Below are 22,396 nucleotides of genomic sequence, written 5' to 3'. Positions count from 1 at the left end.
AAAGTAATAAATGAAAAGAGCCTGCAATCGCAGGCTCTTTTTTTACAAGACATGTTATGCAATATCTTTGAGGATTTCAGGTTCGATCAACACGCTGGTCTCATTATCCGATAGCCAAATTTGGCCTTCGCTGATAGAAACCTGCAATGCCATATTGCGCCCAACAAAGGCTTCCATCGCCGTGACCGACTCTTCGGTAATATTCCACACGGTTAAATTCTGGTAACGCTCTAACGCCTGCTGATTCTGTTTCCACCAAATGGGTACACTGCGGCCACCATAGGTAAATAACTGCACGACTTTGGCACGGCCACTGGCCTTTCGCAGCCATTTCTCATCGGCCTGACCAAACTCAACCCACAGATCAATTTCGCCTGATAGGGTTTTGTCCCACAGCTCTGGCTCGTCATCGACGCACAAACCTTTACTGAAACTTAAGGTTTCGCTGGCATTCACAATAAACGCCAGTAAACGCACCATCATGCGGCCATCGGTTTCGGAAGGATGCTGGGCAAGCGTCAATTGATGGTCTTGGTAATAATTCCGATCCATATCGGCTATCTGTAAATTGACCTTAAACACGGTCGCTTTGAGGGCCATAGTCATCCTAAATGCAGAGTGAAATCCTGAAACAGCGAAATCCTAAAATAAGGCTGCCGAGTCTACCTGAGACTCGGCATTAGCTCAAACGAACAATAGGATACGTCCATCAAATCGAACAGAAAGTGCAATCGGACAGAAGTCAGAATCGATAAGAGGTTAAATCGCGCCGGGTCGCAAATGCTTAGCCATGGGGAAATGCGCCTTCAACAGACTGATTTTTTGCGTATCGGCCACCAGCAACATGCGAGTGCCCTGCTCGTACTGCTGACTCAATTCACTGAGTGCGGGTAACTCACCACGATTAGCGTCTCGACGCACTAATTCTGCCAATTCGTCGCTCAAATCGCCTTGGCTATAGATCCAATCGAGGCGCTGCAGTAACGGCATGGCGGCGAGCGGCAGTAAGTCGACAGAGGCTGAATCATCCAGCAAAAGGATTTCGCCGCGGCTAACTAAATTATTAAACGCATTATGGTAATGCTCGGCGGTACGACTATCGAAACGGTCGCCATTGGTATCGAAAAAACGTTCCCAAAATAAACGGCGTTTCGAGGTTGAATCGAGCTTGTCTTGCACTTCGACGCGTCTATCGGCGACAAAGTCGAATAAAGGCTTGAGTGATTGCGGTAGGCTGGATTCTAAGCGCGAGCGAATCGTGCGTGCAAATACCGGTGCCGCGCCCGCAGTGCTGATCGCCACTACTAAACGGCCTCTATCGACAATCGAAGGGGTAATAAAACGGCAAAATGCCGGATTATCAACGGCATTAACCCAAATACCGCGCGCGGTGGCTAGAGTCGCCAACTCGGCATTAAGACTATCGTTTGCCGTGGCTAAATACACCAGATCATAATTTTGAATATCGGCGTGGACCACTTCACGCTGGGATAGCAGAATTCGGCCCGTATCGGCATAACGCTGCACTTCAGGATTCACTTCAGGGGCTATCACATGAATACTGGCTTCGGTACGTGTCAGCAGCGCCAGCTTACGGCTCGCCACATCACCCGCTCCCACCAGCAGGACATTTAAGTTAACCGTATCGACAAACAAGGGGAAATATTGCATTAGATGAGATCCTGAACGCTTAATCCTGCACGACTGGCAGTTGACGCTGTACCCAGCCCTTATAGCCACCAATCAAAGAGGCAACGCGGGTGTAACCCATGAGTTGCAGATTATGGGCCGCCAAGGCTGAGCGCGCACCACCTGCGCAGTAGAGTAATATGGGGGTATGTTTATCGGGGAAACGTGCTTCGATATCACGCTCTAAAATACCCCGACTTAAATGTTTTGCTTGGGGTAAATGATCCTGCAGCCACTCGCGATCCTCACGCACATCTACAAGATGCCAGCTATCATCAGCCTGATAGGCTTCAATGGTCACTTCGGTGATGTTAGGCAGAATTGCGTCAACAAGGGCGGAAAAAGCACTGGGATGCGGCATCACTGACTCCTAGATAAGATATTGAATGACATGATGAATGTCAGCTTATCAGCAAAGTGTAATCTTCTCATCCAGTAGACGCAATCTTTCAGCCACAGCACAAAGCGGAAGTGATTGCCTATCCAAGGCTAGTTGTGGCTTTCGCTGCGCTCAGAGCTGCATTGCCAGCACAATTCAAAACTGCCTTCATTGGTTTCATGGCACTGCACACATTGCCATTGTGGGCTTTCGACATCCAACGCATTCAGTTGCACTTGCGCCGACGCATGTTGGGACTCACCCACCCACAACTCGACGTTTTGCATCCCTGTCGGAAGCTCACCAATACCGCCCAATAGCGCTTCACCTCTGAGCTCAACATGAATACCACAGGCCTCTAATAAACCTTTCCATGTGTGGGCTTGCAATAAATTACCACCAGCAACTAACACTTTACGTTCTTCCATGCGACATCCTACGGCTACAACTCTCTGGAATATGGGTTGCCGACATCCTACTGCTAAATAGCCGAGCCTGTCGAGCGCTGATTTTTGCATCAGTTGTTAATTTAATTAACATTCAATTTTTACAGCATAACTGACTATAACTTTGTGAGTTTGCTAGCAGAATGTCAGTTCCACCTCAAAACTGAAGTAAAAAAAAGCCACCTCGTCGGTGGCTTTTGAACTCGAATGTAACCTTTAAGGCATCATAGGAGGTTGATCAGCGCCTTCTTTCTCAATCTCAACTGGCATCATGTGTTCACGATTAATACCAAGTTTGATGGCCAAGAAACTCGCCACATAGATAGAAGAATACGTACCCACAAAAATACCCATCAGCAATGCAGTCGCAAAGCCATGGATCATAGTACCGCCTTTAAGGAACAAGGCTACGACCACCACTAAGGTTGTACCTGTGGTGATGATTGTACGGCTCATGGTTTGAGTAATTGAAGTATTCACCACTTCTTCAGGGTCGCTTTTACGCATCTTAAGGAAGTTTTCACGGATACGGTCAAATACCACGATAGTATCGTTGAGTGAGTAACCCACAACCGTCAATAGACCCGCCAGAACGGTCAAATCGAATTCCAATTGGAATACCGAAAACACGCCCAAAGTCACGATCACGTCGTGCGCCAATGCCGCGACAGAACCAAATGCTAAGCGCCATTCGAAACGGAAGGACACATAAATCATGATACAGATAAGCGCGACTAATACCGCTAAACCGCCTTGCTCAGCCAGTTCTTTACCCACTTGTGGACCAACGAACTCAACACGCTTCTGCTGAACTTGTGGATCAACTTTCTGCGCAGCTTCCATGACAGACTTAACTTGCACGTCACTCTTCACGCCTTCTTTCACCTGTAAACGTACTAATACGTCACGGCTAGAACCGAAGTTTTGTACGACTGCACCTTCAGAATCTGGCGTCGTCAGTTGCACCCGCAGGGCGTTTAAATCGACTGGATTAGTGAACTCCATTTCAACGACGGTACCGCCAGTGAAATCAAGCCCCCAGTTAATGCCATTGGTCACAAGAGAAACCAATGAAGCCAGTACCAATACAGCCGACATAATACTGATTGGCAGTGCATGACGGAGGAAGTTTACCGTATGTTTTAAAGATAAAATTTCTAACATTGTCACTTCCCCTTAGATAGACAGAGTCTTCACGCGCTTACCGCCCCAAATCGCGTTAACGATTGAGCGAGTACCCACGATTGCAGTAAACATGGAAGTCGCAATACCTATCATCAAGGTCACCGCGAAGCCTTTAACAGCGCCTGTACCTACGGCAAACAGGATCAGCGCCGTTAGGAAAGTGGTGATGTTCGCATCGGCGATGGTGGAGAATGCGTTGCCATAACCTTCATGGATGGCCTGCTGGACGCTACGGCCCGCACGAAGCTCTTCACGGATACGCTCATAGATCAGCACGTTACCATCAACCGCCATACCCACAGTCAACACCATACCGGCAATACCAGGTAGGGTTAACACAGCGCCAGGGATCATAGACATAACGCCTACAACCATGACTAAGTTTGCGGTTAACGCTATGTTGGCGATAAGACCAAAGCCACGGTAGTAAACCAGCATAAAGAGTAAGACAACCGCCATACCCCAGACCATAGCTTGCACACCGTTTTGAATGTTTTCAGCACCTAAGCTTGGACCAATGGTACGTTCTTCAACAATCGACACTGGGGCAATCAAGGCACCGGCACGCAGTAATAGCGCGAGGTTTTGTGCTTCACCATGGCTTAAGCCAGTGATCACAAAGTTACGGCCTAAACGCGCTTGAATGGTCGCGACAGAAATCACTTCTTGGATTTTCTGCATCTTAACGCTGCCGTCGGCATTGCGCTCACCACTGTCTTTATATTCGATGAACAATGTCGCCATAGGCTTGCCTATGTTGTCTTTGGTCACGTCAGAGAAAATGGTGCCGCCTTTCGCATCAAGGTTGATGCTAACCTGTGGACGACTGTACTGGTCAAAGCTAGGTTGTGCGCCCGTGATATGATCACCGGTCAACATAACTTCTTTCTTCAATATCACAGTGCCACCTTCGCGGCGCTGGTACACTTCAGAACCCGCTGGTAAACGGCCTGATTGCGCAGCATTAGGATCAGCTTTGTCATCGACCATGTGGAATTCAATCGATGCGGTTGCACCTAAGATTTCCTTGGCGCGAGCCGTATCTTGCACACCTGGCAGCTCAACGATAATGCGCTCGGCGCCTTGACGTTGTACTACAGGCTCAGCCACACCTAACTCGTTTACACGGTTACGAATGGTCGTAATGTTTTGTTGCAGTGCTTCTTCTTTAATCTGCTTAAGATACACGTCACTCATCACAGCTTGCAGGGCAAAATCTTCGCCACGGCTAGCATCAGTGAACACCATATCTTTACTGCGAGACTTAAGGAAACGCTCGGCACTCGCGAGACTTTCAGCATCACGGAACTTGATTTCGATACCTGTGGTATTGCTACGAATACCAGCATAACGAATTTTCTCTTCGCGTAATTGTGAACGGAAATCGGCAACTTTAGCCTCTTCCATCTTGCGAATCGCTTCGCCCATGTCCACTTCCATTAAGAAATGCACACCGCCGCGAAGGTCGAGACCGAGTTTCATTGGGCTGCCGCCCATTGACTCGAGCCATTTAGGCGTCGCTGGGGCTAAGTTGAGCGCCACAGTGAACTTGTCACCTAAGCTGTCAGCAATTAATTCTTTCGCCAGTAGCTGTTGATCCGCATTTTGCACACGGACCAACAACTGACCTTTTTCAAGCTCAGAGCGCTTTACCGCAATGCCCTTACTGGCTAACAGCTCGTTCACACTGGCTTGGGTTGATGCCGTAACTTCAGCACCTCGAGTCGCCACCACTTGCACCGCGTGATCTTCACCAAAAAGGTTCGGTACGGCATAGAAACAACCTATGGCGATGACGAGCATCACCATAATGTTTTTCCACATTGGGTATTTATTTAACACGCCTGAGCCCTCTTGGCTTACAACGACTGGATAGAGCCCTTAGGCAATACAGCTGCAATATAGTCTTTTTTGATCGTGATTTGAGTCGTGTCGTTTAAGCTCAGTAACACGTAATCGCTTTCGTCGCTGATTTTTGCAATTTTGCCTAAAATCCCGCCACTGGTCAGCACTTCGTCGCCTTTGCTGATTGATGACATCAGGTTTTTGTGCTCTTTAACGCGTTTTGATTGCGGACGGAAAATCATGAAATAGAAAATCAGGCCAAAAATTGCCAGCATGAAAATCAATTCCATCGTGCCGCCACCTTGTGGTGCGCCGGCAGCGCTTGCGTATGCATTTGAAATAAACATATTTTTCTCTTCTTATTAGCAAAAAATCAATCGACTAACTCTGGTACTTCGCGACCTTGACTGGTATAGAAGTCCGCCACAAAGGCGTCTAATGTACCCGTCTCAATCGCACCGCGCAAACCTTCCATTAACATTTGATAGTATCTCAAGTTGTGAATGGTGTTTAAACGCGCACCCAGAATCTCATTACAACGATCTAAGTGGTAAAGGTACGCCCGTGAATAATTTTTACAGGTATAACAATCACACTTAGTATCGAGTGGTGACGTGTCATCTCTATGACGCGCATTGCGTATTTTGATCACACCTTCACTCGTAAACAGATGACCGTTGCGGGCATTACGGGTTGGCATTACACAGTCAAACATGTCAACACCACGACGTACCCCTTCAACTAAATCTTCTGGTTTACCGACCCCCATCAGATAGCGAGGTTTGTCAGCAGGAATTTGCGGACAAATATGCTCAAGAATGCGATGCATATCTGCTTTAGGCTCTCCTACGGCCAAACCACCGACGGCATAACCGTCGAAACCTATATCGACTAAACCTTTTAAGCTTTCGTCGCGTAAATCTTCATACACACCGCCCTGAATAATACCGAACAGAGAGTTAGGGTTCTCTAAACGGTCAAATTCATCACGCGAACGTTTGGCCCAACGCAGCGACATCTGCATTGACTTACGTGCTTCGTCTTCAGTTGCGGGATATGGCGTACATTCGTCAAAAATCATCACTACATCACTGCCCAATGCATCTTGAATTTGCATTGATTTTTCAGGATCTAAGAAGATTTTCTCGCCATTGATTGGCGAACGGAAATGCACACCTTCTTCGGTGATCTTACGGATATCGCCAAGACTGAATACTTGGAAACCACCCGAGTCAGTTAAAATAGGACGCTGCCAGTTCATAAAATCATGTAAGTCACCGTGCTTACGCATGATTTCTTCGCCTGGGCGCAACCATAAATGGAAAGTGTTACCGAGCAAAATGTCTGCGCCTGTGGCACGTACTTCTTCTGGCGTCATACCTTTAACTGTGCCGTAGGTTCCCACAGGCATAAATGCGGGGGTTTCTACTGTGCCACGGTCAAAAATCAACCGACCACGGCGCGCACGGCCGTCGGTAGTATCTAATTCAAATTTCATAATTCACCTCGCCAGATAAACAGTCTGACTACATTTTTAATGGCTAATGCCATTTTGATTAACAATAGAGATGGGGACAGCGTTAAAAGGTTCAACCTTTTGACGAAAAAAAGTTGCCGCCCATACTCACTTTGGGCGGCTATTTTAAAACAAAATCTTGGTCTAGTGGGCTTTTTTCGTCACAAACATGGCATCGCCATAGCTAAAGAAGCGATATTTTTGCGCGATAGCATGTTGATACGCCGCCATAACATGATCAAAACCCGCAAATGCACTGACTAACATGATGAGGGTCGATTCAGGGAGATGGAAGTTCGTCACCATGGCATCGACCACTTGGAATTGATAACCGGGATAAATAAAGATGTCGGTATCGCCGCTAAAGGCTTTGAGTTCACCTTGGCTGGCGCGAGCCGCACTTTCTAAGGAACGTACAGATGTTGTGCCGACGGCCACTACGCGTTTACCCGCCGCTTTGGTTTGCGCGATTAAATCGACCACATCCTGCGGCACATTGGCCCACTCTGAATGCATTTTGTGCTCAAGAATGGTATCAACACGCACCGGTTGAAACGTTCCCGCGCCCACATGCAAAGTCACAAAGGCGATATTCACACCCTTGGCTTTTAATGCATCGAGCATGGCATCGTCAAAATGTAACCCCGCCGTTGGCGCGGCAACGGCGCCTGGGTTTTGGTTATACACAGTTTGATAGCGCTCTTTGTCAGCATCTTCATCGGGTCTGTCGATATAAGGCGGTAGCGGCATATGCCCTACGGCTTCGAGCACCTCTAGAATGGTCAACTCGGATAACAGCTCAAGTTCAAACAAGGTATCGTGACGGGCGACCATCTTCATTTGATAGCCACCGTCGAGCAGAATTAACGAATCGACTTTCGGGGATTTTGAGCTGCGAACGTGAGCAAGAATGCGCTTATCATCGAGCATACGCTCAACTAATATTTCTAACTTACCGCCGCTGGCCTTTTGGCCAAACATACGCGCGGGGATCACTCGGGTATTGTTGAACACCATTAAATCGCCAGGATTAATCATCCCCAGCAGATCGGTAAACTGTTTGTCGCCTAACGCGCCAGAATTGCCGTCTAAGGTTAACAGACGTGATGCATTACGCTGCGCCATAGGATAACGAGCGATCAGCTCATCGGGGAGATTGAAAGAAAAGTCTGCAACGCGCATGATAGGCCTCTAGGTAGCTTAGAACGGCGGCTAGTCTATGGTTAGAGGCCAAGAATATCAAGATTACTTATTGCCAGCGTCCACTTCTTGCTCAGGATCCACAGGATTGACGCCATCTTGGGGCTGATTGTCATCGGCATCGAATTTAAGCCGTGAACGGTTGAAATCATCCATGCTAAAACGGTGTTGTTCAAAGGGGATTTCTACCAGCACTTTTTTGCGCTTCGGCTGCTCGTCTCTACCAAGCATTTTGGTGAACCAGTTCCACATCATCCATGATCCTAAAAAAGGTTATTGATTTTATTTCACTTTCTCTCATATTGATGGCTAGAACAGCGTTAACGCTGATGAGGATTATTCGTAATGAACAAACACCCGCTATCAATAAAAAGTGAAAAAAAACTGCATTTTTGACTTCCGCGCTTTCCTAAGCGCGCTTGTGCATGATACCGTGAACCGACGTGGTTAACCAAGCGCAAAATAATGAACTTTCTTACACACTTACATCTCGCCGACATCAGTAAAACACACCTTGCCGCCAATGTGGCGGGTAACTATATTCAAGCGCCAGTTGTACAAGCTCCAATTGAGTTACGCCAAGCGTTATGGCTAAACCAAGAGATTAATACCCTCTGCGCCAGCCACGAACTCACGATTGAATTAATGGAAGCTTTCCCTGCGCCCTTAAGAAGCATAGCAGCAGAACTCATGGCCGTGAGTTTCGATCACTATTTAGCTTATTATTGGGAAGAATATCATCACCAACCCTTGGATGAATTTAGCAACAAGGCCTATGACGCGTTAGATACTTTCGCCGCCCAAGGGGTAGACCCATACCATCCTGAGGCACTATTGAAACTCTTGCCCGCCATGCGTAGCGCTGATTGGCTAGGCAGCTACACCACGGAAAAAGGCTTACAGCACGCCTTAGCACAAGTGGCAAAACAGCATCCGCAAGCCGCACTGTTTAAAGATGCCCATAAAGTCGTCAATAAAATGCAGATCGAAATCGAAACCGCGTTCCGCACTTTTTATCCGCAGCTGATGGCTTATACCCGTATTTGGAGCCGTAAGACGCCTGCTGAATATTTGCCCTCCCCCCTCTCGCAATAAGCGAGCATGAGATTATGCTGTGTGCCTGCGTAAATTTTGCTAGTATGGCCGCGCAAAAATGAGGACAAAATGCAGATATTTGATTACCAGCCCCCAGCAGTTCCTTGGCTAGACATCCGCTATAAAGATAGAGATCTGATTATCATCAATAAACCTTCGGGATTATTGTCTAATCCGGGTCGAGCGGCTCACACCTTCGATTGCGCATTAACCCGCTTACAAACCCTTTATCCAGAAATGATTTTAGTGCATCGGCTCGACTGCGCGACCTCGGGCATTATGGTGTTCGCCCGTAATAAAAAAGCCGAGTCGCATTTAAAAACGCAGTTTCAAGATAGGCAGAGTAAGAAAGTCTATATTGCCGAAGTGATGGGACATGTGCCGCAGGAACAGGGCATGATTGACCTCGCGATTGCGCCAGACACTGAGCATCCGCCCTATCAAAAGACGCTACAGGCAGGAGATACTGGCGGTAAAAGCGCCCTCACCTACTACCGTGTACTAGAACGCCGAGGAAACAGCACCTTAGTCGAGCTTTCGCCAGAAACAGGCCGCACCCATCAATTGCGTGTGCATATGCTTGCCCTAGGCCATGCGATTTTAGGCGATGAGTTTTACGGTGATGCCGAGGTTATCAAAGCCGCACCGCGTTTATGTTTACATGCACAAAGCTTAAGTCTGACCCATCCCTATTCGGCTAAACCGCTCTTTTTTAACAGCAAACATCCCTTTAGCGAATAACTCAATCCAATAGCTGCAACCCCATAAAAGCAAAAGGTCGCGACTTAGCACTGAGCTAAAATGCGACCTTAGTTATTTACGGATTCGACTGCAGTCGTTTAAGCGACGCGCATGCCTTGAGCAAAATCGGCATCGGCGGCTAATTTATCCGCTTGGAAATAACAGCCCTGCTCATTACAAAATTGTAATTGCTGTGACTGTGTCACGATAAAGAATTCACCAAAGAAATTACCGCCCACATCTTCCAGCTTATGGCCTTCAGCGGTTTGCGACATATAGACTTCATCTAAACTATGGCAGCCATCGCTAAACCAAGTTTCTAAAAAATATTTTTCGTCTTCTTTATAGAGGGTAATTTTATCACCCAATAAAGGACGCCCATCTAACCAACGACCTATAATTTCACGATTTTGCATATCTGTCTCCCGCCAATGAAGGCGACGGCGTTTTTCAATCCCAGACATCCTGATATCCTTATGCAATACCCAATCACCTAAAGTGAATGTCAGTTGTGGTAGTACATTAAGCATAGAACCCATTTAACGCTTTACTCCCCACTACAGCAAATTACTTCAAACCGCCCGTCAAATGTAACTTTATGGTTAATTTAAATTTGCTAAATGTTTAAAATATAAAAGATAAATACCTTTGATTAATTAATCGGCAGTGTAGCTCAATCTACAAATAAAAACGCGATCTTTATCACTATTTACTTATCGCTAAAGTAAAGGCAGCTAAAAGACTTATCTACCGAGCTGAATGAGCTTGTTACATCTTTATTGCCAATTTGAATGGGGTTTCTGATATAACCCATAAATGAATTACCGTACAAATAAGACCAAGTGATATTTCAATATCCCTACAAAACAAAAATAAAGCAGGAAGCGCTATGCATAACATTCATCGTCGTAATTTTCTTAAGGCCGCAGGTGCCGCTACTGCAGGACTCGTTACTGCCAATATTGCTCTCAATGCCTACGCCAGTAGCGTCGCCCCTAAACCGCAAGTGGGTAAATCCGTTATCGGACTCATAGCACCTAAGATGGACGTGGTCCGAGTCGGTTTTATCGGTGTTGGCGAGCGGGGTTTTAGCCATGTCGAGCAATTCTGCCATTTACAAGGCGTTGAACTCAAAGCCATTTGTGATACCCATCAAGCGGTAGTCGACAGGGCCGTGGATCATATCGTTAAACAGAATCGACCAACACCGGCTGTCTATACAGGTAATGATCTGAGCTATCGCGATCTGTTGAGCCGCGATGATATCGATATTGTGATTATTTCAACCCCATGGGAATGGCACGCGCCAATGGCGATAGAAACCATGGAGAGCGGCAAGCATGCCTTTGTCGAAGTGCCAATGGCGCTCACGGTTGAGGAGTGCTGGCAAGTTGTCGATACTGCTGAGCGCACTCAGAAAAACTGCATGATGATGGAGAATGTCAACTACGGCCGCGAAGAACTGATGGTGCTCAACATGGTGCGTCAAGGCGTGTTTGGTGAGCTACTCCACGGCGAAGCCGCCTACATCCATGAGCTACGTTGGCAGATGAAAGAGATCGATCATAAGACAGGCTCATGGCGCACTTACTGGCATACCAAACGTAACGGTAACTTGTACCCTACCCACGGTTTAGGGCCAGTTTCCCAGTATATGAACATCAACCGCGGTGACAGGTTCGATTATCTAACCTCAATGAGTTCGCCTGCCCTTGGCCGTGCGCTCTATGCTAAACGTGAATTTCCCGCCGATCATGAACGTAATCAGCTCAAGTATATCAATGGGGATATCAATACCAGTCTGATTAAGACCGTTAAGGGCCGAACCATCATGGTCCAGCATGACACTACGACCCCAAGACCTTACAGTCGCCATAATTTAATCCAAGGAACAAATGGCGTGTTTGCTGGCTTCCCGAATCGTATCGCCGTCGAAAATGGTGGCTTTGGTCAAAGTTACCACGAGTGGGATATGGACATGCAAAAGTGGTACGACAAATACGATCACCCACTGTGGCAGCGCATAGGAAAAGAGGCTGAAATTAACGGCGGCCACGGCGGCATGGACTTTGTGATGCTATGGCGCATGATTTATTGCCTACGCAATGGCGAGGCTTTAGATCAGGATGTGTACGATGGCGCGTCTTGGTCGGTGGTGAATATCTTAAGTGAACATTCACTTAATGATCGCAGTAACTCTGTCACCTTCCCTGATTTTACCCGCGGGGCATGGCAAACCGCCAAACCATTAGGGATTGTTGGCGCTTAAACTGCGGCTTTCGCCAAACACATCATTTTAATGAGTTCACCATAAGGATAAGTGCTTCGGCCTTATCCTTTTTCTTACTGTTAAATTAAGTCCTGAGATGACCCGCGCCATCAGCCATAAGCACTTAGCGGTAAGAAACTCGCGACAATAAATTCACCATAAGAAACTCATTACAAGCGTTAGTAGTAGCCAATGCCTCTGATTTTCAAAGAAAAATCACCACTCTGCTGGGCACCAATCACTAGCCCTAGACTACAGACTTGGCTTAAATCTATTGCCACTCGGGAAATGGGTTTACCTCGACATTGGGGCTTGAAATCACGGAATGGAATTTCTATCCGCTGCCAATTCAATACTCTGGCACTACTCACGCCAAAGGTTTGGTGAGTTGGCGTGGGCATAGGCGCTTGATACACCGTACTTTGTGGTGTGTCGACATCCTTTAAATTCACTTTATAGTCTTTAGTTCGGTCGCCATCGAGTTCGAGGTAAATCCCAGTAAACTCACTGACATCTATAGAGCTAAACTCACAACGCACTGAGGCAAACCCGCCGCCATTTGCCAGCGACACATGGCCACTAAACTCACCATAACCCAAAGGTGAAACCGTCATTTTACTGCGGGACAAACCGCCCATCACAGTGTCATTTATCCCATACCAGGGTTTTGCGGCATCTAGCACGCTAAAATCAAAAAAGATCATAACGACTCCCATAAAAAAAGCAGCCACCTAAGTGACTGCTTCCATAATACTTTTCGATACGAATAACAGCACTCGTTAACTCAGTTTAGCTTTATTCTCGGCGGCTTCACAAGCGGCAGCGGTAAAGATAACGTCGGTTGAACTGTTCAATGCGGTTTCTGCAGCATCTTGAACCACACCAATAATAAAGCCAACAGCGACCACTTGCATGGCAACATCGTTAGAAATACCAAACAAGCTACAAGCCAGTGGGATCAACAATAATGAACCACCCGCCACTCCCGATGCGCCGCAAGCTGAAACAGCAGCAACAACACTCAATAACAAGGCGGTCAGTAAATCGACTTGAATGCCTAAGGTATGCGCCGCCGCTAAGGTCAATACGGTAATAGTGATCGCCGCGCCGCCCATGTTGATGGTGGCACCTAAGGGAATAGAAACTGAATAAGTGTCTTCATGCAGCTTTAACTTTTCACACAGCGCCATATTCACCGGAATGTTTGCCGCGCTCGAGCGAGTAAAAAACGCCGTCACACCACTTTCACGCAAGCATTGAAATACCAGCGGATACGGATTACGTTTAATCTTCACGTACACAATCAATGGATTAACAACTAAAGCAATAATAGCCATCGCACCTAATAGCACGGCCAATAACTGGGCATAACCTGCAATCGCCGCAAAACCGGTTTCGGCAAATGTCGCCGCAACGAGACCAAAAATACCGATAGGCGCTAAACGGATAATAAAACGCACCATTTGTGAAATACCGTGGCTCATGTCGGCAAACACTTGTTTAGTCGAATCGGTAGCGTGATGTAAGGCTAAACCTAAGCCCACACCCCAAGCGAGGATACCAATATAGTTGCCCGTCATTAACGCATTGACTGGGTTATCAACCAGTTTGAATAACAAGGTATGAATGACTTCACCAATGCCCTGTGGTGGACTAGTGCCTTCTACGCCAGCAACTAAAACTAAGTTAGTCGGGAAGATCGAACTCAGGAGTACTGCGGTTAATGCGGCTGCGAAAGTGCCGAATAAATACAGCACCACAATGGGACGCATATTGGTTTGAGTATTCTTTTTTTGATTAGCAATCGATGACGCCACTAAGATAAAGACTAAGATGGGAGCAATCGCTTTTAATGCACCAACGAATAAACTGCCTAAGAAGGCGATATCTTTCGCGCTACTCGGTGAAAAACTGGCTAAGACCACACCAGCGATGATCCCCAAAAAGATTTGTATTACGAGACTGCCATTAGCCAACTTAGCTAACAATGATGATTCTTGTTTCATGGTTTAACCTATCGTTATTATATTTCGGTTGAGATCCCCAACGCGCACCTTCGGAAATGAGGCCAATAAGGTTTTTATAGGATGTGACTGGACTTGTCTAGTTTTGCGGGGAAATAAGCTAACTAAATTACCCTAGCCCCGCAAAAAGCATACAAAAAACTAACAAGCGCCAGATTAGCGCTTATCTAAGGCGAGATCGGCACCCCGTAACATGGCGTCGATTAACTCGTGGGCATCGAACTTAGTCAGTGCTTCATTCGCCCCAACTTGATGGGCCTGACTCACGCTAATTTCGCTGGATAAAGACGTATGCAAAATGATGTAGGCCTTGGCAGTCAGTGGATTATCACGCACTTCAAAAGCCAATTCGTAACCATCCAGTCCCGGCATCTCGATATCACTCACCAAAATATCTATCGGGTGATGTTCCAGTGCCGCTTGCTCCATCATGACTAGCGCTTCTTTACCGTCGGCGGTGACTCGATAAGGAATGTTAATCATATCAAGGGCGTCGGATAACTGCTTACGCGCCACCTTAGAATCATCCACCAATAAGATATTCATAGGTTTAAGTTTTTCACGTTGTACGTCAGTCAAAATAGCCCGATTCGTCTGTGGATCATCGGGGAAGATTTTCGACAATAACAGTTCAACGTCAAGTAACTGTACCAGTTGGTCCTCAAAACGTGTCACGCCCGTCAAATAGGCATTTTTCCCTAAACTAGACGAAGGAGCTTCAATATCACGCCAGTTACATTCAATAATCTTATCGATACCGCGCACCAAGAAACCAATGATCATCCGCTGACAGTCAGTGATGATGATGTAGCACTTTTCCCGCTCTTCAGGGGCTATTGGCCGATAACCAATCGCCGCCGCCATATCTATGATAGGAATCGTATGACCACGGATAGTTGAAGCCCCCAGAATCGTCGGATGAGATTGGGGGATTTTGCTGAGACGTGTGTACGGCACCAGCTCACGCACTTTCAACGTGCCTAAGGCAAACACTTGCGTTTGTGATAACCGAAACAGTAGTAATCCCTGTGACTGACTTGCCTTACTTTTCATAATTAGATAGATAACTCACTAAAACCAACCTGCGGATAGCTTAACCTTAACACAGTAAAATTTTGATGACTAAGGTCAAACGAATGAAACTATTATGCCTATTAATGAATAGGTTCGGCCCTGAGACGACTACAGAAGGCTTAGTCTTGTAATGCGTACAAAACGTCAAAGGCGAATTGATCCCAGCCATCGGCAGTAAAGGCGATATCGCGAATACTGCGTACTTGGCTGACAGCGTGTAATGGCGCAGCACCATTGACCATTAAGTAATAGGCCATGATAAGACTGGTGCGATCCTTACCAGAACGGCAATGGATCACCACAGGTAAGCCATCGGCTTCACACTGTTGGATAAAAGCTAATGCCTTGGGCAATTGAGCGACACAAATCGCCACATCCCCATCTTGGGGCGGCACATTGCGCGAAAAGGGAATACATTCGTAACGTAAATCGAGCTTTTTAAAGGTGCTAGGCTCGCAGCCTTCGCCCCCATTGACCGACAGGATGGCACCAATACCGGCCTCTTTAAGCGCCTGCAAATCCCAAGCATCTTTATTGGGACCACTGCGCCCTGCGACTTTACCTTCAACTAACCAGAATAAGTGTTGCATAAACCTTACCTACGACAAGTGAGATGACAAGGAACGCCAGAGATAAGCTAAGAATAGCTTGTTTCCAACGACTTAAGATTTTTTGCCCCAAAATTCAGCATTGGCAGCCGGCAACTGTTTACGCTTTTTTTTACCCATACCTTCGGGCTTGGCGACAGGTTTAGCTTGTTCTAACAGTTCGACTGGCATTTCATCATCGGCTTCAAAACCGACAATTTGCTCACGCACTAACTTAAGCTTGTTCTTTTTCTCTATCACGCCAAAGTGGTGATAATCCTCATGGGAGATCAAGGTCACAGCTAAGCCTGCTTCACCGGCGCGGCCACTACGGCCAATACGATGCATATAATCCGCAGGACTTCTGGGTAAATCAAAGTTAATCACCACGGGGAGTTTATCGATATCAATCCCACGCGCTGCGATATCGGTCGCAATTAACACGCTGATCTCACCGTTTTTAAAGCCATCGAGCACCCGCGTACGCGCGCCTTGGGCTTTATCACCATGGAAGACTTCGGCACTGATCCCACGTTTAGATAACTTTTGCGCTAAATGATTACAGGTATTTTTAGCACTCACAAAAATCAACGCCTGTGACCACTGATGTTCTTTAATCAGATGCGCCAATAATGCGGTTTTCATCGGACGATTAACGGTAATCACCCGCTGATGAATCGTGCTTTCTTGTTCACTTTGCAATTGGTATTCAAGCGGATCATTCAGCAGTTTTGCCGTTAATTCGCGGACTTCTTCAGGGAATGTCGCTGAGAATAATAAGGTTTGTTTCTTGGCGGGCAAAGCGTCGAGCACTTTGGCTAATTCTTCTGTAAAACCAAGGCTTAACATGCGGTCAGCTTCATCGAGGACTAAGGCGCTAACGCGGTTAAGTTTGATGGCATTACTCGACAACAGATCTAACAAACGGCCCGGCGTTGCCACTAATACGTCGGCACCAGCGCGTAGGCTCTGCATTTGCGCATTGACTGACACACCGCCAAACGCAGCGACAATTTTCAGTTTGCCATTCAAATGCGAGGCATAGGACAGAAAGCTGTCAGCGACTTGCTGGGCTAATTCACGGGTTGGGACTAAGACCAAACAGCGAACATAAGCGCCTGTCTTATCGTCTGTTTTTGCTTCAACAAGTTGCTGCAACAGCGGCACGGCAAAGGCTGCCGTTTTACCCGAGCCCGTATTGGCGCCGGCTAACACATCCCGCCCAACAAGCACAGCGGGGATCGTCGCCGCCTGTACTGGTGTGGGCAAAACATACGCTAATTCGGTTAGTCGATTTAGCAAAGGTGCAATAATGCCGAGTTGGGCAAAGCTTGCCGCAGAGGAAGAAGCCTGAGTCATAGAAAGTTTAACTGCTCACCAATATCTTAATAGGCGGCTATTCTAGCTTAAATATCGAGGCAGTGCTTGTCAGTTTCCAGCGTTAACAACTGCTGTTTCATCGCAAGCCCGTAGGCGTAACCCGTTAACTTGCCATTTTTGCCTATCACTCTATGACAAGGCACGATAATCGCGATGGGATTGGCACCATTGGCCGCGCCCACGGCGCGCACCGCCTTAGGCCGACCGATTTGCTCGGCAATCTGCCCATAACTACAGCTCTGGCCGTAATCTACATTGAGCAAGGCTTGCCATACGTCGCACTGAAATTCAGTGCCCTTGGGCGCGAGTTTTAAATCAAATTCAACCCGCTCACCCGCAAAGTAATCCGCGAGCTGCGCCTGAGTTTCACGAATATGCGCCTTAGCTTGATTGAGGGCATCCTCACTCGCCTTGGCAAGCGCAATCTCAGTGCGATCCGAGCCGACAACCGTTAAATGGCTCAGTCCATAGGCATTGGCATTTAACTGCAATATTCCGGCAGGACTGATAAACATATCCACGGCGCAGGGTTGATATTCTGCAATGCTTGGCGCTTGGCTCAATTGACGAATCACATGTTTCATAATCTGTCTCTTTATTTGATCTTAATTTGGTTCTTAACTGAACTGCTTACTCATCTTTTTAAACTGGCCATTCAATGTGAGACAGCTTAATGGTTATTGATGCCAAAGCTGAAAGGTTAAATAACTGCCCCATGGGGCAATTTGTTGGCTCAGCTGCTCGCACAATTGGGGATAGCTCACCGCTGCAGCGGCTGTTTCATCCAACCTATTGTTCTTGATATATAAGGCCAATAAATGCTTTTTAACAATCAAATCCGAATGCAAAAACACGTTTGGATCGCCCAAGCCACGAAGCTTGGCATACGCTATCGTCCAAGGACCTATGCCTTTAACGCTAAGCCAATCATCGACGCTCGCCTCAGGATGTTCGCAGATAAACGCCGCGAGCGCATTGAGGGCTAATTTACGGGCGCCCGGCATTTTAAGCTCAGTTAAACCTGCCTCACGAATCGCCTCGGGTGTTGGGAATAATCGATACTCACGGCCATTGAGACTAAAACGCTCCCCATAGGCTTCAACCAATATATTCAGTAACTTAGTTGCTTGCACGACCGTCACTTGCTGGCCCAAAATCGCGCGGCAAACCGCTTCAAATAAAGATCCAGCGCCAGGAATGCGAAGTCCCGAAAACGGCGTTAAACCTAAACTCGGTAGCGTACTTAAACCTTGTTCAATCTGCTGCATATCCGCATCGAGATCTAAAATGCGCCGCACCTCAGTGACCAGCAATTGCAGCTCATCAACGACAGAATCTTCGATCAAAGCAATCGCAAGTTTGAAGCGATTCAGCTTAGGCTCATGGATAATGTGCACTGTGCCGCGCATCTTACCTAGGGCAAAACAGCGACCATATTCGAGCCCATTATCGCCAGCTTTGGCCTCATCTACCACGGACGCCTCATCGCCAACGACATCGCTCGCTTGTGGATGACTCATCTGTGGTGTGAACCATTCCATCCCTGTTACCGCACGTAAGCGATAAAATGCCAGCTGCGATGCCCAATCCAATGGGGGTCGATAGTATTGATATAAGGTTAATCCATAGTGCGGCACAAATTCACCCAAAGTATCAATTTCACCGAATCCTGTTGATGAATCAATAACCTGCTCCTTTGCAGCCTTAGTTAACGCGGTCTTTCTTAATTGCGTTGGCGTCAATTGTAAGGTTTGCTTAAATGCCTCATTGAAACGGCGAATACTGTTGAAACCCGCCGCCAACGCGACTTGGGTGATAGGTAATTGGGTTTGATGTAGCAGTTGTTTTGCAAACAGTAACTGCCGGTATAAGGCATATTGTTTAGGCGAAGTGCCAAAACCTTCGGTAAAGAGCTTATTCAGATAACGACTACTGATCCCTAATCTGTCAGCCAATTGTGTCACAGTCGACGCAGGCTCTCCCGATGATTTCCCCGCTAAGGCACCCGCTTCAATTAAACTAATGGCCCTCGCCAACGTTGTGCCAGTGCCTTTCCATGGATTTGAACCTGGCGCACTGTCGGGCCGACAACGCAAACACGGGCGTAATCCCGCCTGTGCGGCTTTCACGGCCGAATCAAAATAACGCACATTTTGCTCTTTTGGCGCGACGGCGGGACACACGGTACGGCAATAAATGCCCGTCGTTAATACGCCCACAAAAAACTTACCATCAAAACGCGGATCGCGGCTCATCCTCGCCTCACGGCAAATGGACGCAGAAAGTAGCCCCGCACTTGATTCCAGTGAATGCACTGAGTCTATTTCATCACGCTTAATCGCACTCTCAGACGCTCTATCTGTACTCATTTTTCATCACGCCCGACAATATTCGCTCACAATTAATTTCTTGTTCATTACTTTACGTAAAACTAGCATATAGCACTAGCGGAAAACGGAACTCAATCATTTCAATGCTTTTAGGGAATGAAATCCTATATGCTATACGCGACTATTTTTATCTCACCATAGAGCTAATTCATGTTTAAACGATTTGAATCTTGGGTTGAAGCCCTCCCCGATGATGAACCGACTAAGCCACCCACAGGGGTTTATGCTTTTTGCCGCCACTACACTAAAGGCTACGAACTGCCGCTGATCTTAATGTCAGTGCTAACCGCTATGCTGGCAATGCTTGAAGTGTCCCTGTTCGGATTTATGGGCCAATTAGTGGATTGGCTTGTGAAAGAAAATCCTGAAACCTTATTTCAAGACGAAGGCACGACATTGATGCTGATGGGAGGCATGGTGCTGATTGTGATGCCAATCTTGGTATTGCTGCATGCGCTTATCATGCATCAAACCTTGCTCGGCAATTATCCTATGTCGATCCGTTGGCTCGCCCACCGTTATTTGCTAAAGCAAAGTGTGTCATTTTATCAAGATGATTTTGCTGGCCGAATCGCCACCAAAGTCATGCAAACCTCCCTAGCCGTGCGTGAAACTGTGATGAAATTACTCGATGTATTGGTATACATTCTCGTGTATTTCACTTCTATGTTAGTGATGATCGCCAGCGCAGATCTGCGCTTAGTCATACCTATGCTCATCTGGCTTGCACTGTATGTTGGGCTGCAATGGTACTTTGTACCTAGGCTCAAAAGTGTCTCTACCGAACAAGCCGATGCGCGCTCGACCATGACAGGCCGTATTGTCGACAGTTATACCAACATCACCACAGTGAAACTATTTGCCCACACGCAAAAAGAAGCCGAATACGCCAAATCCAGCATGCGGATATTCTTAGACACGGTTTATCGCCAGATGCGCTTAGTAACGGGTATCAGTGTCAGCGTGCAAATTATCAACTATGTACTCGCATTCAGCATTGCCGCTGTATCGATAGCTCTGTGGACTGATAATGCAATCACGGTAGGCGCCATCGCCATTGCGGTCAGTTTAGCACTACGCTTAAACGGCATGTCACAGTGGATCATGTGGGAAATCAGTTCGTTATTTGAAAATATCGGCACTGTCACCGATGGGATGAACACCTTATCGAAAACAACGATCATCCAAGATGAGCCAAACGCCAAGCCGTTGGTCGTCAATCAGGGTAAGATTGATTTCAACCAAGTGTGTTTCCATTACGGTGAGCAAACAGGAGTAATTGAAGATCTGAATCTGAATATTAAGGCTGGTGAAAAAGTTGGCTTAGTGGGACGTTCTGGTGCGGGTAAGTCGACCTTAGTGAATCTATTAATGCGCTTCTACGATGTCGAGAAAGGTCAGATTAATATTGACGATCAAGACATTAAAACAGTTATGCAGGATTCGCTACGCTCGCAAATCGGTATGGTAACCCAAGATACATCACTATTGCACCGTACTATCCGCGAGAACATTCTTTACGGCAATCCAACGGCCAGCGAAGAACAGCTCGACAGTGCGATTAAACAAGCTCAAGCCTATGACTTTATTAAGGATCTAAGTGACCCTCACGGTAATCATGGTTTAGATGCCCAAGTGGGTGAACGTGGCGTAAAACTTTCTGGGGGCCAAAGACAGCGTATCGCCATCGCGCGGGTTTTATTAAAAAATGCGCCGATTTTGCTACTTGATGAAGCCACCTCAGCGCTTGATTCTGAAGTCGAAGCCGCCATTCAAGAAAGTTTATATGAGTTAATGCAAGGTAAAACAGTCATTGCAATCGCCCATCGACTTTCTACTATTGCCGCGATGGACAGGTTAATTGTATTAGATCAAGGCCGAGTCGTTGAGCAAGGCACGCACCAAGAACTGATTGACGCTGGCGGTATTTATGCCCAGCTTTGGGCCCACCAAACTGGTGGGTTCTTAGGTGTAGATTAAATTAAAAGTTAAATGACAAAGGCGACACTCTGTAATGAGAGTCGCCTTTTTTATCTCAAACTCAAATAAGTGTCCGCCATATTTAACTCTCTTCCTGCAAATCTTCACTCTTATAATTGCCCTTATATTCATCGCAGCAATACGCTATGCATCAATCACAATAGATGCAGTAAGCACAAATCACTTCAAACTTCACTCGTTGAGCTGTTGGAAACATGAGATCAATCGCGATTAAAGGTTCCAAGTATCACCATTAAGAGTGGCAGCATTCAAAGTGCCAACACACTCAATAATCCGAAAGGTGAGTTTTAACCATGGGCTAGTACAAAGTTAAGCAGAAAAACACTTAAATAATTCTTATCACACGATTGAACAGAATGACTTCACCGCACTAAGTATGTCTCTCGAAGCATCATTTATCTTAATGTGGATGGTTTGATTGGTGGGTAAATTCGGAATCGGCAAATAACTCGAGGCGTATGACTCGTAAATGAATCGGGGAGATCTCGATTTAATATTCAAAATTCAGACACAAAAAAACCACCTTGAGGTGGTTTATTGTCTTTAACCAAAGTTTCGATAAACCTTGATTAAAA

General features: G+C 46.8%; 22 protein-coding genes. 4 read left to right on the top strand and 18 right to left on the bottom strand.

Annotated features, from left to right (window positions below; all coding sequences use genetic code 11):
- Positions 1-54: 54 nt before the first annotated feature.
- The 10 genes from FW758_RS20630 to FW758_RS20585 all read right to left on the bottom strand — a co-directional run bounded on the left by FW758_RS20630 (position 55) and on the right by FW758_RS20585 (position 8,515).
- Entirely contained in the window at positions 55-600 is a 546-nt protein-coding gene (locus tag FW758_RS20630) for a YaeQ family protein (RefSeq protein ID WP_446446374.1), read from the bottom strand.
- A 159-nt stretch (positions 601-759) separates the two neighbouring features.
- Positions 760-1,671, bottom strand: a complete 912-nt coding sequence (locus FW758_RS20625; RefSeq protein ID WP_063884737.1) for a precorrin-2 dehydrogenase/sirohydrochlorin ferrochelatase family protein — start codon at positions 1,669-1,671, stop codon at positions 760-762.
- A gap of 19 nt (positions 1,672-1,690) precedes the next feature.
- A complete protein-coding gene (locus tag FW758_RS20620) occupies positions 1,691-2,050 on the bottom strand; it encodes a rhodanese-like domain-containing protein (protein ID WP_006082272.1) in 360 nt (119 codons plus the stop codon).
- A 128-nt stretch (positions 2,051-2,178) separates the two neighbouring features.
- Positions 2,179-2,496, bottom strand: coding sequence for a putative signal transducing protein (locus FW758_RS20615; RefSeq protein WP_006082273.1), 318 nt, complete (start codon positions 2,494-2,496; stop codon positions 2,179-2,181).
- Positions 2,497-2,730: 234 nt separating this feature from the next.
- A complete protein-coding gene (gene secF, locus FW758_RS20610) occupies positions 2,731-3,678 on the bottom strand; it encodes a protein translocase subunit SecF (RefSeq protein WP_107948230.1) in 948 nt (315 codons plus the stop codon).
- A 12-nt stretch (positions 3,679-3,690) separates the two neighbouring features.
- Complete coding sequence (secD, locus tag FW758_RS20605) at positions 3,691-5,541, bottom strand: protein translocase subunit SecD (RefSeq protein WP_011847205.1); 1,851 nt, start codon at positions 5,539-5,541, stop codon at positions 3,691-3,693.
- Between the two features lie 17 nt (positions 5,542-5,558).
- A complete protein-coding gene (yajC, locus tag FW758_RS20600) occupies positions 5,559-5,891 on the bottom strand; it encodes a preprotein translocase subunit YajC (RefSeq protein ID WP_006082276.1) in 333 nt (110 codons plus the stop codon).
- A gap of 26 nt (positions 5,892-5,917) precedes the next feature.
- On the bottom strand, positions 5,918-7,042 hold the full coding sequence (gene tgt, locus FW758_RS20595; protein WP_106650965.1) for a tRNA guanosine(34) transglycosylase Tgt: 1,125 nt from the start codon (positions 7,040-7,042) through the stop codon (positions 5,918-5,920).
- 162 nt (positions 7,043-7,204) lie between these two features.
- A complete protein-coding gene (gene queA / locus FW758_RS20590) occupies positions 7,205-8,242 on the bottom strand; it encodes a tRNA preQ1(34) S-adenosylmethionine ribosyltransferase-isomerase QueA (RefSeq protein ID WP_446446373.1) in 1,038 nt (345 codons plus the stop codon).
- 63 nt (positions 8,243-8,305) lie between these two features.
- A complete protein-coding gene (locus tag FW758_RS20585) occupies positions 8,306-8,515 on the bottom strand; it encodes a hypothetical protein (protein ID WP_446446372.1) in 210 nt (69 codons plus the stop codon).
- A gap of 210 nt (positions 8,516-8,725) precedes the next feature.
- Here FW758_RS20585 and FW758_RS20580 point away from each other — a divergent pair, with 210 nt between their 5' ends.
- Together FW758_RS20580 and FW758_RS20575 are read left to right on the top strand one after the other, a co-directional pair.
- Positions 8,726-9,355, top strand: coding sequence for an acyl carrier protein phosphodiesterase (locus tag FW758_RS20580; protein ID WP_446446371.1), 630 nt, complete (start codon positions 8,726-8,728; stop codon positions 9,353-9,355).
- 69 nt (positions 9,356-9,424) lie between these two features.
- The gene (locus FW758_RS20575) at positions 9,425-10,096 is read left to right on the top strand and encodes an RluA family pseudouridine synthase (RefSeq protein WP_446446370.1); all 672 of its coding nucleotides are present in this window, start codon (positions 9,425-9,427) and stop codon (positions 10,094-10,096) included.
- 98 nt (positions 10,097-10,194) lie between these two features.
- Here FW758_RS20575 and FW758_RS20570 read toward each other — a convergent pair whose 3' ends face one another.
- Positions 10,195-10,635: a hypothetical protein gene (locus FW758_RS20570; RefSeq protein WP_011847210.1), complete on the bottom strand. Its 441-nt coding sequence runs from the start codon at positions 10,633-10,635 to the stop codon at positions 10,195-10,197.
- A gap of 350 nt (positions 10,636-10,985) precedes the next feature.
- On the opposite strand from FW758_RS20570, the gene FW758_RS20565 reads away from it, so the two are divergent.
- Positions 10,986-12,365 (top strand): Gfo/Idh/MocA family oxidoreductase, encoded by a 1,380-nt coding sequence (locus FW758_RS20565; protein WP_220590644.1) that lies wholly within the window; start codon positions 10,986-10,988, stop codon positions 12,363-12,365.
- Between the two features lie 179 nt (positions 12,366-12,544).
- Here the strand turns inward: FW758_RS20565 and FW758_RS20560 are convergent, their stop codons facing one another.
- From FW758_RS20560 to FW758_RS20530, 7 genes are all read right to left on the bottom strand, one after another.
- Entirely contained in the window at positions 12,545-13,069 is a 525-nt protein-coding gene (locus tag FW758_RS20560) for a CIA30 family protein (RefSeq protein ID WP_446446369.1), read from the bottom strand.
- A gap of 75 nt (positions 13,070-13,144) precedes the next feature.
- Positions 13,145-14,371, bottom strand: a complete 1,227-nt coding sequence (sstT, locus tag FW758_RS20555) for a serine/threonine transporter SstT (protein ID WP_006082286.1) — start codon at positions 14,369-14,371, stop codon at positions 13,145-13,147.
- Positions 14,372-14,545: 174 nt separating this feature from the next.
- Positions 14,546-15,442 (bottom strand): chemotaxis protein CheV, encoded by an 897-nt coding sequence (locus FW758_RS20550; protein WP_106650974.1) that lies wholly within the window; start codon positions 15,440-15,442, stop codon positions 14,546-14,548.
- Between the two features lie 140 nt (positions 15,443-15,582).
- Positions 15,583-16,053 (bottom strand): phosphatase domain-containing protein, encoded by a 471-nt coding sequence (locus tag FW758_RS20545; protein ID WP_446446368.1) that lies wholly within the window; start codon positions 16,051-16,053, stop codon positions 15,583-15,585.
- Positions 16,054-16,125: 72 nt separating this feature from the next.
- Positions 16,126-17,409: a DEAD/DEAH box helicase gene (locus FW758_RS20540; protein ID WP_342899588.1), complete on the bottom strand. Its 1,284-nt coding sequence runs from the start codon at positions 17,407-17,409 to the stop codon at positions 16,126-16,128.
- Positions 17,410-17,456: 47 nt separating this feature from the next.
- Complete coding sequence (locus tag FW758_RS20535; protein WP_446446367.1) at positions 17,457-18,014, bottom strand: methylated-DNA--[protein]-cysteine S-methyltransferase; 558 nt, start codon at positions 18,012-18,014, stop codon at positions 17,457-17,459.
- A 93-nt stretch (positions 18,015-18,107) separates the two neighbouring features.
- Positions 18,108-19,799 carry a DNA-3-methyladenine glycosylase 2 family protein gene (locus FW758_RS20530; RefSeq protein ID WP_446446366.1) on the bottom strand — a complete coding sequence of 564 codons (1,692 nt, stop codon included), beginning with the start codon at positions 19,797-19,799 and terminating at the stop codon, positions 18,108-18,110.
- A 171-nt stretch (positions 19,800-19,970) separates the two neighbouring features.
- Between FW758_RS20530 and FW758_RS20525 the strand changes: the two genes are divergently transcribed.
- Positions 19,971-21,800: an ABC transporter ATP-binding protein gene (locus tag FW758_RS20525; RefSeq protein ID WP_446446365.1), complete on the top strand. Its 1,830-nt coding sequence runs from the start codon at positions 19,971-19,973 to the stop codon at positions 21,798-21,800.
- The last annotated feature ends 596 nt before the right edge of the window (positions 21,801-22,396 follow it).

Source organism: Shewanella sp. 1180_01 (genome assembly GCF_052850535.1).
The sequence above is the reverse complement of the archived record's forward strand: the minus strand, read 5'-3'. Positions and strand labels throughout refer to the sequence as shown.